The 15,332-nt window shown below is 33.5% G+C and carries 12 protein-coding genes and 5 tRNA genes; 16 read left to right on the plus strand and 1 reads right to left on the minus strand.

All coding sequences use genetic code 11. The annotated features are described in order from the left end of the window. From def to CIGNP91_RS08740, 16 genes are all read left to right on the plus strand, one after another. A complete protein-coding gene (def, locus tag CIGNP91_RS05660) occupies window positions 1-519 on the plus strand; it encodes a peptide deformylase (RefSeq protein WP_086225188.1) in 519 nt (172 codons plus the stop codon). Beyond that, window positions 516-2,030, plus strand: coding sequence for a YifB family Mg chelatase-like AAA ATPase (locus tag CIGNP91_RS05665; RefSeq protein ID WP_086229670.1), 1,515 nt, complete (start codon window positions 516-518; stop codon window positions 2,028-2,030). The genes def and CIGNP91_RS05665 overlap by 4 nt, the downstream gene beginning before the upstream one ends. Beyond that, complete coding sequence (locus CIGNP91_RS05670) at window positions 2,027-3,439, plus strand: NAD(P)H-hydrate dehydratase (protein ID WP_086253622.1); 1,413 nt, start codon at window positions 2,027-2,029, stop codon at window positions 3,437-3,439. Before CIGNP91_RS05665 ends, CIGNP91_RS05670 begins: the two co-directional genes overlap by 4 nt. Further along, window positions 3,430-4,014, plus strand: a complete 585-nt coding sequence (purN, locus tag CIGNP91_RS05675) for a phosphoribosylglycinamide formyltransferase (RefSeq protein ID WP_086253623.1) — start codon at window positions 3,430-3,432, stop codon at window positions 4,012-4,014. The genes CIGNP91_RS05670 and purN overlap by 10 nt, the downstream gene beginning before the upstream one ends. Continuing rightward, window positions 4,007-4,726, plus strand: coding sequence for a TerC family protein (locus tag CIGNP91_RS05680; protein ID WP_086253624.1), 720 nt, complete (start codon window positions 4,007-4,009; stop codon window positions 4,724-4,726). Before purN ends, CIGNP91_RS05680 begins: the two co-directional genes overlap by 8 nt. Before the next feature lie 113 nt (window positions 4,727-4,839). After that, window positions 4,840-4,917 (plus strand) — tRNA-Pro (locus tag CIGNP91_RS05685). 4 nt (window positions 4,918-4,921) lie between these two features. Then, window positions 4,922-4,998, plus strand: a tRNA-His gene (locus CIGNP91_RS05690). Window positions 4,999-5,014: 16 nt separating this feature from the next. Further along, a tRNA-Arg gene (locus CIGNP91_RS05695) sits at window positions 5,015-5,091 on the plus strand. Window positions 5,092-5,121: 30 nt separating this feature from the next. Further along, window positions 5,122-5,198 (plus strand) — tRNA-Arg (locus CIGNP91_RS05700). A gap of 38 nt (window positions 5,199-5,236) precedes the next feature. Beyond that, window positions 5,237-5,321 (plus strand) — tRNA-Leu (locus CIGNP91_RS05705). A gap of 569 nt (window positions 5,322-5,890) precedes the next feature. Then, window positions 5,891-6,634: a carbonic anhydrase gene (locus CIGNP91_RS05710; protein WP_180380622.1), complete on the plus strand. Its 744-nt coding sequence runs from the start codon at window positions 5,891-5,893 to the stop codon at window positions 6,632-6,634. Window positions 6,635-6,985: 351 nt separating this feature from the next. After that, the gene (locus CIGNP91_RS05715; RefSeq protein ID WP_086253626.1) at window positions 6,986-8,584 is read left to right on the plus strand and encodes a type I restriction-modification system subunit M; all 1,599 of its coding nucleotides are present in this window, start codon (window positions 6,986-6,988) and stop codon (window positions 8,582-8,584) included. Window positions 8,585-8,587: 3 nt separating this feature from the next. Then, window positions 8,588-9,811: a restriction endonuclease subunit S gene (locus tag CIGNP91_RS05720; protein WP_086253627.1), complete on the plus strand. Its 1,224-nt coding sequence runs from the start codon at window positions 8,588-8,590 to the stop codon at window positions 9,809-9,811. 1 nt (window position 9,812) lies between these two features. Then, on the plus strand, window positions 9,813-12,845 hold the full coding sequence (locus CIGNP91_RS05725; RefSeq protein ID WP_086253628.1) for a type I restriction endonuclease subunit R: 3,033 nt from the start codon (window positions 9,813-9,815) through the stop codon (window positions 12,843-12,845). 169 nt (window positions 12,846-13,014) lie between these two features. Further along, window positions 13,015-13,560 (plus strand): superoxide dismutase family protein, encoded by a 546-nt coding sequence (locus CIGNP91_RS05730; RefSeq protein WP_086253629.1) that lies wholly within the window; start codon window positions 13,015-13,017, stop codon window positions 13,558-13,560. A gap of 363 nt (window positions 13,561-13,923) precedes the next feature. Beyond that, the gene (locus tag CIGNP91_RS08740) at window positions 13,924-14,619 is read left to right on the plus strand and encodes a hypothetical protein (RefSeq protein WP_141082079.1); all 696 of its coding nucleotides are present in this window, start codon (window positions 13,924-13,926) and stop codon (window positions 14,617-14,619) included. Here CIGNP91_RS08740 and CIGNP91_RS05740 read toward each other — a convergent pair. Then, entirely contained in the window at window positions 14,616-15,092 is a 477-nt protein-coding gene (locus tag CIGNP91_RS05740) for a cysteine permease (protein ID WP_086253631.1), read from the minus strand. The two genes, CIGNP91_RS08740 and CIGNP91_RS05740, sit on opposite strands and share 4 nt — an antisense overlap. Between the last annotated feature and the right edge of the window lie 240 nt (window positions 15,093-15,332).

Consider the following 15,332-nt stretch of genomic DNA (forward strand, 5'->3'; position numbering starts at 1 on the left):
ATGGTTTTAGAAATTTTAGAATATCCTGATAAGAGGCTTTTTGAGCGTAGCGTAGAGGTGGATAAATTTGACACTGAACTAGGCGAGTTTTTAGATAATATGTATGATACGATGATTTTTAAAGGCGGAATTGGTTTAGCTGCTATTCAAGTAGGTAGACCAATTCGTGCCTTAATTATCAATCTAGTAAATGAGAATGAAATTCAAGACAAAGGTGATTTGCTCGAAATCATTAATCCTAAATTTATAAAAAAAGATGGGGAGCAACTCTATCAAGAAGGCTGTCTGAGCGTGCCTGGATACTACGAAGATGTAAAAAGAGCTGCAAATGTAACACTAGAGTATCAAGATAGATTTGGAGCTAGTCACACACTTGAGGCAGATGGTTTACTAGCTGTTGCCTTGCAGCACGAAAATGATCACTTAGATGGACATCTGTTTATAGAGCGAATTGGCTTTAATAAGCGTAAAAAATTTGATAAAGAGTATAAGAAAAAGTCAAAACAAAAACCATTATGAAAGCCTTAAAATGCGCCTGTTTGAACTCAAAGCTACATATAATTGATATAGAATCTACTTTGCTTAGAGCTTTGCCTGGATTTGAGATCGTTGGACTTGCTAGTGTAACTATCAAAGAGTCAGTAACCCGTGTCAAATCAGCTCTTGCAGCTTTGCACGATTTTACTCTTCCAGCGATGAAAATCATCATAAATCTTAGTCCAAGTGATGTTAAAAAAGACGGCTCGCATTTTGATTTGGCTATTGCACTTTTGGTATTGCTGCAAAAAGAGCGTTTCGATAGTGATTATTTTGTATTTGGCGAGTTAGGTCTTGATGGTAGACTGCGTAGCTCAGCTGAGCTTTTTTCAGTTTTGCTTTTTCTTAGTACGCATGTCAAAAGTGCTAAAATATTACTTCCAAAGGATATTGCGCTTAGAGCTGCAATGATACCAAATTTTGAAGTTTATGCTGTGGAGAATTTAGCACAAGCAAGGGATTTTTTCTTAAATGATGAATTTAAAATTAGTTGCAAAGTCGATGCAACTCATCCAATTTTTGATAATGTCATCGAAATTGCAGGTCGTAAATTTGTTCCAAATTTACATTTTAAGCTCGATTTTATCGATATCAAAGGGCAAGAGCGTGCTAAGCGCGCTAGCATAATTGCAGCAGCTGGAATGCATAATATTTTATTTGAGGGAAGTCCAGGATGTGGAAAGAGTATGAGTGCAAAACGACTACCATATATTATGCCGCCACAAAGCCTAGAAGAGATTTTACTAGCAAGTGCTTATGAGTCATTAAATTCAAATAGTAGTGATTTTAGCGCCATTAGAGCCTTTAGGAGTCCACATCACACAAGCACAAGAAGCTCAATTTTTGGAGGCGGAAGCAGTGCAGCAAAGATTGGCGAAGTCGCATTAGCCAATGGTGGCGTACTATTTTTTGATGAATTTCCTTATTTTGGTAAGCAGATTTTAGAAAGCCTTAGAGAGCCATTAGAAGATTATAAAATTAACATTTCTAGAGTAAATTCAAAGGTTAGCTATGATACGAAATTTCTATTTGTTGCAGCGATGAATCCTTGTCCGTGTGGAAATGCATTTAGTAAAAATAATGTCTGCACTTGTAGCGATAAAGAGATTGCAAAGTATAAAAATGTTATATCTGGCCCTATATTAGACCGTATTGATATATATTGTGCTATGGGCGAGATTAATGATGGAGATGTGCCAAGTTATAGCTCAAAACAGATGAGCGCAATGGTTTTAAATGCTTTTAAAAATCAGATTGAGCGTGGTCAAAGTGAGCTAAATGGCAAATTATGCGACTTTGATATTGCTAAGTTTTGTACTCTTGAGAATGCAGCAACAGAGATTTTAAGTAAAGCAATTACAAACTATCATCTAAGTCAGCGTGGAATAAATAAAATACTAAAAGTAGCTCGTACGATTGCTGATTTGCGTGATGCTAAATCTATCTCAAAAGCAGATATAATCGAGAGTTTAAGCTATAGGATAAAGAGATGAAAAGACTTTATACTAATACGGCTAAATTTGATAAAAATGCTGTTGATGCATTAGGATTTAGTGAGTTAGTTTTGCAAGAAAATGCTGCTCGTGCGGTAGCAGATTTGGTTCGTAAAGAGCTAAAAATTGGTACTAAAATCTTAGCGCTTTGTGGTAAAGGAAATAACGCAAGCGATGCAATTGCCACACTTAGAATGCTTAGTGGCGAATATGAATGCGGATTGATTTTACTTCAAAAAGAACTTAATTGCAATGCTCAAATTCAGCTAAATATCGCTAAAAATGTCGGTGTAAATGTTTTAGATTTAGATAGTTTAAGTAATTTTAGTGAGTTTGATTGTATCATAGATGGGATTTTTGGTAGTGGGTTTTGCGGAGAGATTGGTGAAAAAATTGCTAAAATTATAAAAATAGCAAATAGCTGTAGCGCTCTTAAAATTGCTGTAGATATACCAAGCGGAATAAGTGAAAGTGGAGCTGTAGCAATAAATGGAGCGTTTAGGGCAGATTTTACCGTTTGTATGGGGGCGTTAAAGCTTGGGTTATATGCAGATGCTGCTAAAGATTTAGTAGGGCAGATCGTGCAGGCAAATTTGGGTTTAAATGAGAGCAAATTTAGTTTTGATGATAGCGATTTTTTAGTACTTTTAGATGATTTAATTTTGCCTAGTAGAGATATAGAAAATGTAAATAAAGGCGACTTTGGTCATGCATTTATTGCTTGTGGACAGATGAGCGGAGCAGCGCAGATTGCGGCAAATTCGGCGCTTAGAATGGGGGCTGGTAGAGTAAGTATAGTAAATTTGACTAAAAGTATTCAAGGGCCTAGTAGTTTAAATTTAGATCCACAGATTATGCTTAAAAGCAGTTTTGATGGTGCAGATGCTGTGGCTTTTGGAATGGGGCTTGGTGAAGTTGAGTTTGATTTTATGAATTTACTCAAAAAGCCGTGTGTAGTGGATGCGGATGCATTTTATAAGCCTTGGATTTGTGAATTTGCTAGAAGTAATAAAGCTATTTTAACTCCGCACCCAAAGGAGTTTAGCTCATTGCTTAAGATTTGTGAAATAGGCGAATTTGATGTAGAGCAGATCCAAAATAACCGTTTTGAGCTAGCTCGCAAATTTAGCTCTAAATTTCTTGCTACACTTATACTAAAAGGAGCAAATCCAATAATTACTCAAAATGGCGTGCTATATATAGCGCCACAGGGCAATGCAAAGTTAGCAGTTGGCGGTAGTGGCGATGCATTGGCCGGAATAATTTTAGCCTATTTAGCAGGTGGATTTAGCCCATTAAATTCGGCTATAAATGGCGTCCTAGCTCATCAAAAATCAGCTCAAATTTATAAGGGTAATAGCTATAGCTTTACCCCAAATGATATTATAGAAGGATTAAAATGGTTGTAAAAAATATTGCGGTTTTATTCAGTGGGAGTGGCTCGAATTTGCAAGCCATATTAGAAAGGGTGCATGATAAGATTTTTAATGGTATTAAAATTAATGTGGCGTTATTGATATGCAATAATCCTAATGCTAAAGGGATTGAGCGTGCTAAGAAATTTGGTCTTGATACTGTGGTTATTAATCATAAAGATTATGCCAGTAGAGAGGAGTTTGATAAAGCAGTAGTTGATGAGATTAATAAATATAGTATTGATTTGACTATTTTAGCTGGATTTATGAGAATTCTTACTCCTGTATTTACTGATAATATTAAAGCTATTAATTTACATCCAAGCATATTGCCACTATTTAAAGGAGCGCATGCTATAACAGATAGTTATCATAGCGATATGCAAATAGGTGGAGTAAGTGTACATTGGGTAAGTTCTGAACTAGATGCTGGAGAGATAATAGCACAAAAGACATTTGCTCGCAAAGATAAAACCCTGCAAGAGTGGGAGAAAAAAATTCATAAAATTGAGCATAAACTACTACCAAAAACAATTATAAAAATTCTAACAAAGGATAAAAATGCTTGAGTGGATCTATATGCCCGAGGCGTGGATTAGCTTAATGACGCTAACTGCACTTGAGATAGTTTTGGGTATTGATAATATCATATTTATAGCAATTTTATGTGGCAAATTGCCAAATGAACAAAGAGATCGTGCCAGGGTGGTTGGTCTTGGGCTTGCGATGATGACTAGAATATTATTATTACTTAGCCTATTTTGGATTATGAAGCTTACTACGCCGCTATTTAGCGTGATAGGGCAAGAAATTTCAGGGCGTGATATCGTATTGATTGCTGGTGGGTTGTTTTTGATAGCTAAATCCACTCTTGAATTACATTCACACGCAGTAGGTGAAAATGAAGAACAAAGTATGGCTAGTAAAGCTGGAGCTGGCTTTATAATGATTATTATTCAGATTGCTGTACTTGATATTGTCTTTTCGCTTGATAGCGTGATTACAGCCGTAGGTATGGCCGATCATATAGAGATTATGATATTAGCCGTTATATTAGCAGTTGGTGTGATGTTGCTTGCTAGTGGCGCTATTAGTAGATTTGTGGAGTCCAATCCGACTATTAAAGTTTTAGCTCTTGCGTTTTTGATTTTAATAGGCGTGGCTCTAGTGGGCGAAGGGCTTGAGTTTCATATACCAAAAGGTTATATATATTTTGCTATGGCATTCTCTTTGGTAGTAGAGATGATAAATCTTTATTCAAGAAAAAAGAGAGAAAATTAATAATATTGCTTAAATTTGGAATAATTTTTCAAATTTAAGCTAAATTTAATTGACAAATAATTTTTTTTTGTATATAATTTCAGCTCTTTATTTGAAATAGCGAGACTATACTTCGGGGTGTAGCGCAGTCTGGTTAGCGCACTTGGTTTGGGACCAAGGGGCCGAAGGTTCGAATCCTTTCACCCCGACCATGTGGTGAGTGTAGCTCAGTCGGTTAGAGCATCAGATTGTGGTCCTGAGGGTCGTGGGTTCGATTCCCATCACTCACCCCATTTATATGAGGAGACTGCGCTTGTAGCTCAATTGGATAGAGCGACAGACTTCGGATCTGTAGGTTGTGGGTTCGAGTCCTACCTGGCGCACCACTTTCAAATATAAGAGCTGAGTTTTCATATGCGCTCATAGCTCAGCTGGATAGAGCAACGGCCTTCTAAGCCGTAGGCCAGAGGTTCGAATCCTCTTGGGCGTACCACCTTGTTAAGTTTTTGCTTGACAAATCTTATTATTGTTGCGGACGTGGTGAAATTGGCAGACACGCCAGACTTAGGATCTGGTGCCTTACGGTGTGGAGGTTCAAGTCCTCTCGTCCGCACCATTACTCCATTTCAATACTTTTCTTAAACTTTCATAAATCATCAAAAAAGCCCTAAAAATCGGATTTTAGAACTGATTTAAGCTTTCATTTGTTATCATTTCATTTCAGTTATTTTCACCCAAAGGAATACCCACGCAAATAACCAAATCCCAAAAAGGATACACAAATGAAAATGAAAAACTTTACAACAGACAGCCAACTAAAAGCCATTACGCCACCACCGCAAGACCAAAAAGCCAATATCTAGATATAAATTTTTCAAATTTCTAAAATGATTTTTAAAATTCATTTTAAATTTAGTTTAAAATCCCTTTTATATCATTTAATAGCGATGAAATCATAATAGGTAAAATAGCAAATTTATACTAGATTAAGCTAAATTAAACTTCAAATCAAATATCAAATTTAAATTAATGAAATTCGCTACGCATAAAAATATAAATATTAAGAAAAATTTATGTTTAAGGCGAGTATAATAACTAATTTTTATTATAAAATAAATTTAATTCATATAATTAAATTAAATTATATTGATTAAATTATTTTTAAATTCACTCTAAGGAGAAATTGTGAGATTTTTAGCTATTTTGCTTTTTGGTTTTTTAATTGGTGCGAGTGGTTCTAATACTCATCATGGTGCGCCACATTGGGGTTATAGTGGTGATGGATCGCCAGAGCATTGGGGAGATTTGGCGGATGAATTTCGCACCTGTAAATATGGTAAAAATCAATCGCCAATTGATATAACTCAAGCTGAGAAATCTACGCTACAAAAGCCTATATTTGATTATAAAAATAGCCCAAAAGAGCTTATCAATAACGGACACACTTTACAAGTGAACTTCAATCCAGGTAGCACCCTAACATTTCAAAATAAAAAATTCGAGCTTTTACAGATGCATTTTCACACGCCATCAGAATATACTTTTGATAAAAAGCACTATCCTATGGTCGCTCATTTAGTTCATAAGGCTAGTGATGGAGAGCTTTTGGTATTGGCAATTATGTTTGATAAAGGTGGTGAAAATCCTGTGATTAAAGAGATTTGGGCGGACGCACCTACTAAGGTTGGAGAGAGTAGAAAACTAGCGAATTTAGCCTTAAACGACCTAGTCAAAAATCTTCAAAATTATATTGAGCTAGTTGGCTCACTCACTACGCCACCATGCTCTGAGGGTGTGATTTGGCTAATAAATCGTGACAACGCCTTTGCTTCAGATGAGCAGATTAAATTTTTTACTAATATAATAGGTCAAAACAATCGCCCAATCCAAGATACCAATGGCCGAAAAATCCTAGAAATATCTAAATAAATTTATAATCCATCCTTAAGCCACTACCCAACAACCGCCCAATTCGGGCGGCCTCCTATTACTATCAGCCGCTAACACCGGCGAATTTTTTGCCATTGCCAAATTCCGCTGTCAAATTTCGCTGCCAAATTCCGCCGTAGTATCCAAAAATGCCACCCGCAAAGAGCCAATTCCGCCACCCAACAACAAAAACACCACAAAAATTCGCCACCCAACCCTAAAAACGCTACACAAAAAGCCAATTTCATATCTATTCGCACAAAATCAGATTAAAATATTGTAATTTAACTAATGAAAATATATAATACAAACCAAAAACGCTATCAAAATCAAATTTAAAAGGTAATCAAAATGGCAAGCAACCACCAAAGAGAAGAATTACATAAAGCGATATGGTCCATCGCTGATGATTTGAGAGGTTCAGTAGATGGATGGGATTTTAAGCAGTATGTGCTAGGTATTATGTTTTATAGATATATATCAGAAAATATAGCAAATTATATAAATGAAGGGGAGAGAGAAGCGACAGGCGATACCACTTTTGATTATGCGAATTTAGAAGATAGCGAGGCCGAATTTGAAAGGGATAATCTTGTCACAGAAAAGGGATTTTTCATTCGTCCTTCAGAGCTGTTTTGTAATGTGATTAAATCAGCTAAAAGCGATAGCGCTACATTCACAGATAGCGAGGGCAAAACTAAAAATATAAAAGATAATTTAAATGAATATTTAGAAATGATATTTAACAATATCGAAAACTCCGCCAAAGGCACGCAGAGTGAAGATGACTTTTCTGGGTTATTTGATGATATAGATGTCAATAGCAATAAGCTAGGCGCCACAGTTGCTAAAAGAAATGAAAAACTTCTAAAAATATTAGATGGAATAGCTGGGATAAATCTAGATTATAAGGATAATGATATAGACGCATTTGGGGATGCTTATGAGTTTTTAATGTCTATGTATGCTTCAAATGCTGGTAAATCAGGTGGAGAGTTCTACACACCACAAGAGGTTAGCGAACTACTTACCAAACTCGCTATTTTAGATAAAAAAGAGGTTAATAAAGTTTATGATCCGGCTTGTGGAAGTGGGTCATTGCTTTTGAAATCTGCGAAAATTTTAGGCAAAGAAAATGTAAGAAACGGCTTTTATGGTCAAGAGATAAATTTAACTACCTATAACCTTTGTAGGATTAATATGTTTTTACATGATATTGGTTATGACAAATTTAACATAGCTTGTGAAGATACTTTGACCATGCCTAAACACTGGGATGATGAGCCATTTGAGGTGATAGTATCTAATCCACCATACTCTATCAAATGGGCTGGAGATGATAATGCCATTTTGATAAATGACCCACGCTACTCTCCAGCTGGAGTTTTAGCACCCAAATCAAAAGCGGATTTTGCCTTTATAATGCACTCATTATCTTGGCTAGCATCTAATGGCACAGCTTCTATAGTATGCTTTCCTGGGATATTATACCGAGGCGGAGCAGAACAAAAGATTAGAAGATATTTAATCGATAATAATTTTATTGACTCGATTATCCAACTACCTGATAATTTATTTTTTGGGACAAGCATAGCAACTTGTATAATGGTATTAAAAAAGGGCAAAAAAGATAATAGCACACTCTTTATAAACGCTTCTAAAGAGTGCGTCAAAGTAACTAATAATAATAGATTAACCGATAAAAATATAGATAATATAATTAAAATATTTAAAGATAGAAAAGATATCAACCACATTGCCAAATTAATCCCAAACAAAGAGATAGCCCAGAATAACTACAATCTATCAGTATCAACCTATGTAGAACAAGAAGACACAAGAGAAAAAATAGATATAGTAAAGCTAAATAATGAAATAGCCCAAATAGTAGCTAGAGAGAATGAGCTTCGCAACGAAATAGATAAAATCATTTTAGAAATCGAGGCGTAATCTGTGAGTAAATTAGAAGAATTAATCAATAAATTATGCCCAAATGGGGTGGAGTTTAAAACTTTAGGAGAATTAGGGAAATTTTATGGTGGCTTAACTGGTAAATCAAAAGAAGATTTTAATAAAGGGAATGCGAAGTTTATTACTTATAAAAATGTATATGAAAATTTATCTTTAAAAATTGATGTTGAAGATAGAGTAAATATAGGAGAAAACGAAAAGCAAAGAACATTAGAATACGGAGATATTATATTTACTGGTTCATCAGAAACTTCTGATGAATGTGGAATTTCATCGGTATTAACACAAAAAACAGAAGAAAAATTGTATTTAAATAGTTTTTGTTTTTTCTTAAGGTTAAATGATAAGAATTTATTAAATCCTGATTTTACAAAACATTTATTTAGGTCATCAAATTTGAGATATCAGATTGGAAAAACAGCAAGCGGCGTTACAAGATTTAATGTTTCAAAAAAAGCTATGGAAAAAGTATGTATTCCTGTGCCTCCGTTGGAAGTGCAATGTGAAATTGTCCGTATATTGGATAATTTCACATTGCTTTCAGCAGAGCTTTCAGCAGAGCTTTCAGCTAGGCAAAAGCAATATAATTTTTATAAGGATGAATTAATAAAAAATGCTAAAAATGTTAAGAAACAAAAATTAAGTGAAATAGCAGAAATATATGATGGAACTCATCAAACGCCTAAATATACAGATAGTGGTATAAAATTTATAAGTGTGGAAAATATTTCGGATATTTATCATTCAAATAAATATATATCAAAAGAAGATTATGATAAATATAAAGTAAAACCAAAGATTAACGATGTGTTTATGACTAGAATTGGAACGATTGGTAAATGTTCTGTATGTAGTAGGCAAGTTGATTTAGCGTATTATGTATCATTGGCATTAATTAGACCTAATTCAAATGTTCTAAATAGTTATTATTTAAAATATCTTATTGAAAGTATTATAGGAATAAAAGAATTAAGAAAAAGAACTTTAGTAAATGCTGTCCCTATAAAAATCAATAAAGAAGATATTGGAAGAATATTATTACCTATACCGCCGCTAGAAGAACAAGAAAGAATTGTAAATATATTAGAAAAATTTGACAAATTATGTAACGACCTTTCTGAAGGTCTTCCCGCTGAAATAGAAGCAAGAAAAAAGCAATATGAATTTTATAGAGATAAATTACTAACTTTTAAGGAGTTAAAATAATATGAATAAAGATAATACAACAATGGAAGAAGAAAGCGAACTTACAGTTGTGAGCAAATACGAACCAGAGCCATTAAAGAAAAAATCTGATAGTTATCAAAGCGAAGCAGCCTTAGAAAATGAATTTATAAAAATGCTTAGCGAGCAAGGTTATGAATATCTAAAAATCAATGATTCAAAGGCGCTTATTAGTAACCTTAGAGCTCAATTAGAGATATTAAATGATTATAAATTTAGTGACAATGAATGGGATAGATTTTATAAAAATAGTATCGCTAATAACAATGATGGAATAGTCCAAAAAACCAAAAAAATCCAAGAAGACCATATCCAAGTATTAAAAAAAGATGATGGAACGAGTAGAAATATCTATCTAATTGATAAGAAAAATATCCATAATAATATATTACAAGTTATTAACCAATATGTAGAAAAGGGCGGAAACTATGAAAATCGCTATGATGTTTCGGTTTTGGTCAATGGATTGCCTTTGATTCATATAGAGTTAAAAAGACGGGGAGTAGCATTAAAAGAGGCATTTAATCAGATAAATAGATATCAAAGAGATAGCTTCTGGGCTGGTAGTGGGCTATATGAGTATATACAAATATTTGTAATCTCAAATGGCACAAATACAAAATACTATTCTAACACCACAAGAGAGAGCCATATAAAAGAAAAAACCCAAACACAAACAAAAAGCAAGAAAACAAGCAATAGCTTTGAATTTACTTCATACTGGGCTGATGCGAGTAATAAAGTGATACCCGATTTAGTGGATTTTACTAAGACATTTTTTTCAAAGCATACAATACTAAATATATTAACCAAATATTGCGTATTTACAGCTGAAGAGTTATTGCTAGTGATGCGTCCATATCAAATAGCCGCAACTGAAAGGATACTAAATAAAATTCAAATAAGCACAAATTATAAAAAAATGGGAACGATAGAAGCTGGTGGCTACATATGGCATACCACAGGCTCTGGCAAGACCTTAACATCATTTAAGACCGCTCAACTAGCAAGTAAATTAGACTATATAGATAAGGTGCTATTTGTCGTTGATAGAAAAGATTTGGATTATCAGACGATGCGAGAGTATGATAGGTTTGAAAAGGGTGCGGCCAATGGCAATAGAAATACCAAAATACTACAAAAACAGATTGAAGATGATAATGCTAAAATCATAGTTACAACTATCCAAAAGTTAAGCGAATTTGTCAAAAGAAACCCCAAGCATCCGGCGTTTCAAAAGCATTTGGTTTTGATATTTGATGAGTGCCATAGATCGCAGTTTGGTGGTATGCATATATCGATAGCTAAGAGCTTTAAGAATTATCATCTATTTGGATTTACAGGAACGCCGATTTTTGCTAAAAATGCTACTAATAAATCAAATTTGAATTTATGTACCACTGAGCAGGCTTTTGGGGATAAGCTACATACTTATACCATTGTTGATGCTATAAATGATGGAAATGTCTTGCCATTTAGAATTGATTATGTAAATACAATTAAGAAAAAAGATGGCATAAAAGACAAAGAAGTCGCAAGGATCGATGAGGCAGGGGCATTGGCAGATGACAAGAGGGTTAAAAAAATAGTTGAATACATAATCGAGCATTTTAACCAAAAGACCAAAAGAAGCTCATATTATGATTTAAAAGGTCAAAGAATAAATGGATTTAACTCTATGTTTGCGGTTGCTTCTATTGATATGGCTAAAAAATATTATTTGGAATTTAAAAAGCAATTAGAAGAAAAGCAAAAAGATTTAACCATCGCTACGATATTCTCTTTTGCGGCTAATGAAGAAGACAGGGCCGATGGGATAATAGATGATGAGGGATTTGAGACTGAGCTACTAGATAAAAGCTCAAGAGAATTTTTGGATTTTGCTATAAGTGAATACAATAAAAAATTTAAAACAAATTTCTCATCTGAAGGCAATGGATTTCAAGACTATTATAAGGATCTATCCGATAAGGTCAAGAAAAGAGAAGTTGATTTATTGATCGTTGTTAATATGTTTTTAACAGGATTTGACGCTACTACACTAAATACATTATGGGTGGATAAAAACCTAAAACAACATGGATTGATACAAGCATTTTCAAGAACAAATCGGATATTAAATTCTGTAAAATCCTATGGAAATATCGTATGTTTTAGAGATTTACAGCAAGAGACAAATGACGCTATAGCCCTATTTGGCGATAAAAATGCGAGCGGGATAGTGCTGCTAAAATCTTTTGAAGATTACTATTATGGATATGATGATGACAAAAAGCATATTATGGGCTATGAAGAAAAAATATCCCAGCTTATCCAAAAGTATCCACCAGAAGAGCAAATCATAGGAGAATCAGCCAAAAGGGATTTTATAATCTCCTTTGGTAGCATTCTAAGACTAAGAAATATCCTATCATCATTTGACAAATTCAAAGGCATGGAGATACTAAGCGAAGAGGATTTTCGAGATTACCTTAGCGAATATGAAGATCTCAACGAGGAGTTCAAATCAAAATCAGAAGATAGCGAAAGTATAAAAGATGATTTGGTATTTGAGATGGAGCTTGTAAGGCAATTGGAGGTAAATATAGATTATATTTTAATGCTAGTTACAAAATACCATAAATCAAATTGTAAAAACCAAGAGATACGAAGCTCAATCGATAAAGCGATTAGAGCAAGCTTGTCACTAAGATCCAAAAAAGATCTAATAGATGGATTTATCAATAAAATTAACGCCGATACAGATGTAATGACAGATTGGGCGAAATTTGTCAAAGAGCAAAAGGAGAGCGATCTAAAAGATTTAATAAAAGAAGAAAATTTAAAAGAGAACGAGACGAGAAAGTTTATAGATAGCTCTTTTAGAGATGGTCAGGTCAAAACAATAGGAACAGACATAGAAAAAATACTACCACCTATGGGTAGATTTAACGGTGGCAATAGAAATGAAAGAAAACAAGCCATAATCGAAAAATTATTGAAATTCTTTGATAAATATTTTGGATTGGGTGTATAAAAGTGGCTTTTAAAGGGATATTAGGCTAAATTCTAAAAATCGTTAAAATTTATACTTTTTTGCGTGGTTTGGCTATTTTATAGGTAAAATTTGGATTTTGTATTAAAAATCTTAATTTATTAATAATTTTTGGTTATAATGAATTATACTTCAATTTTAAAGGAAAATTATGAAAAAATTTGGTTTTGTAGCATCTGCTTTGATGCTTGCTAGCTCTAGTTTATTAGCGGCTAATATGACGATTTTCGATCCTAAAAGTGTAGATCACATTGAGATCAAAGTTGATTTACTAGGACAAGACAAAAACACTCCAGTAGGTAGCGTAATAGCGGTTAAAACCAACTACGGCGTGGCGTTTTTCCCAGATCTTAAAGGCTTAGAGCCAGGCTTACACGGATTTCATGTCCATGCAAATCCTGATTGTGGCGCAACAGATAAAGGCTTAGGTATGAAAGCTGGCGGCCACTGGGATCCAACAAATAGCGGTAATCACTCTTTACCTTGGGATGACAAAGGCCACAAAGGCGACTTACCAGCGCTATATGTAGCATCTGATGGCACTGCGACAAATCCTGTTTTATCTCCTAAAATAAAAGATTTAAGCGAGTTAAAAGACCACTCTTTGATGGTTCATATCGGTGGTGACAATCACAGCGACCATCCAAAAGCACTTGGTGGCGGCGGCGCTAGAATGGCGTGTGGCGTTATCAAATAAGCCTTTAAGCCCTTTTTAGGGCTTAAAACTCTACGTGGACAAAGATCTTTGCTGCTATCTGAAAAAAACATTATAATAGGAGATCAATGTCTTTTCTCGCATACGATTTGGTTTAGAAATGCGGATCCACATTTAATATACGACAATATTACCAATAAACGTATCAATACTACTCAAAGCATTTATATAGGAGATCATGTATGGGTTGGACAAGAAGTAGCATTTCTCAAAAAATCATTCGTTGCTTCTGGAAGCATTATTGGCACAAAAAGTGTAGTTACAAAACTTTGTTATTCTAATACTATTAATGCTGGCAATCCAATTAAACAGGTAAAAGAAAATATCTCTTGGAGAGGAGAGTGTGTGCATAATTGGGATTTAGAAGAAACAAATAAATATAACTATATCCCAAATGATAATTTCAAATATACCTACAACCAAAACGAATTCTTATCTCCTAAAGCAATTGAAGAAAAACTAGACTCCCTAAACACAGCACAAGAAAAATTAGAATTTGTATATGATGCAATATATTGCAATAAAAATAAAAATCGCTTTGCATATTTTAAAGATATGCCTTATGATATCCCTTTGCCTAAATATGAAAATAAATTTAAATCTTTAAAATTTGAAGAGATAGATGAAACTAAACCACAGCCAACCCCGCCAGCTCCAAAACCTACACCACAACCAACTCCACAAGAACTAGAGATAAAAGCATTAAAAGAACAACTAGCACAAAAAGAGCAAGAACTCATAAATATGCAAGATAAATTTGATAAACAAAATACAAATATATCTATTTTAGAAAATAAATACCAAAAAGCCCTAAATACAAAAAACCATTTAAGCTACAAATTGGGAGAGGCTCTAATAAAAGCCAATAAAAATTGGTATAAAGGTGGATGTGTTAAATTTATATTTGAAGTTATGAGAATTAAAAAGGGCATAGAAATAGAGAGCAAATTTAGAAGATGGTTTATATTGCTCTTAAAATATAATGTAAATTTATTAAATTCAAGAGACAAAATTTTACTATATGATTATAGTAAGTACTAATAGTATCCCAAGCAAAGAGTCTCAGTGATTTTAATTCTCTTTTCAAATGGTGTAGGTGAAAAATATTTACATTTTTCGATATAAATATGGGCTGAATATGGAAGATCAAGATCATCATAGAGTTTTTTTAGATTAACGAATTTAAATTTATCAACCATTTTGATTTCGAGCATACTATGAAGAGCTGAGTTATTAGAAGCTACTAAATGCGAGTTAGATATACCTGTAAATGAGCAAAATGCGCTTGCTAACACAAACCCATCTAAATTAGAACAATAATTTATTGCATATTGATATTTCTGCGGGATCGATTTTTTGTGCAAAAAGAGCGTTCTAGAGTCTTGATAACTTGCTACAACAATACCTTTCCAGAATTTATACGCACCATTTGAAAGTTTACATGCGTTTGCAAATTCGCAATTTAATACATAATTATCTAAAAAACTATTTGATGGCAAGGTAAATTTAATCATATTTTCTCCAAAATTTTATTAATTCTACTAAATTTTTAACCAAATTTACAAATTTCTTTAAATTTTTTAGAATTTTCCCTAATATTTAATCTTTTTTTAAGCATATCTCTTATATAATTCCAGCTCACGAATTGAGAAACACCTTAACCTTTTGAAAAGCTTGGTTAAATCATCTCTTTATCGTTTTTGTTTTTTAATTTTTATAATGTTAAACTATCTTTTATAGTCAATCTTTGAAAT

The organism is Campylobacter sp. P091 (assembly GCF_002138935.1).
Lineage (GTDB): Bacteria > Campylobacterota > Campylobacteria > Campylobacterales > Campylobacteraceae > Campylobacter > Campylobacter devanensis.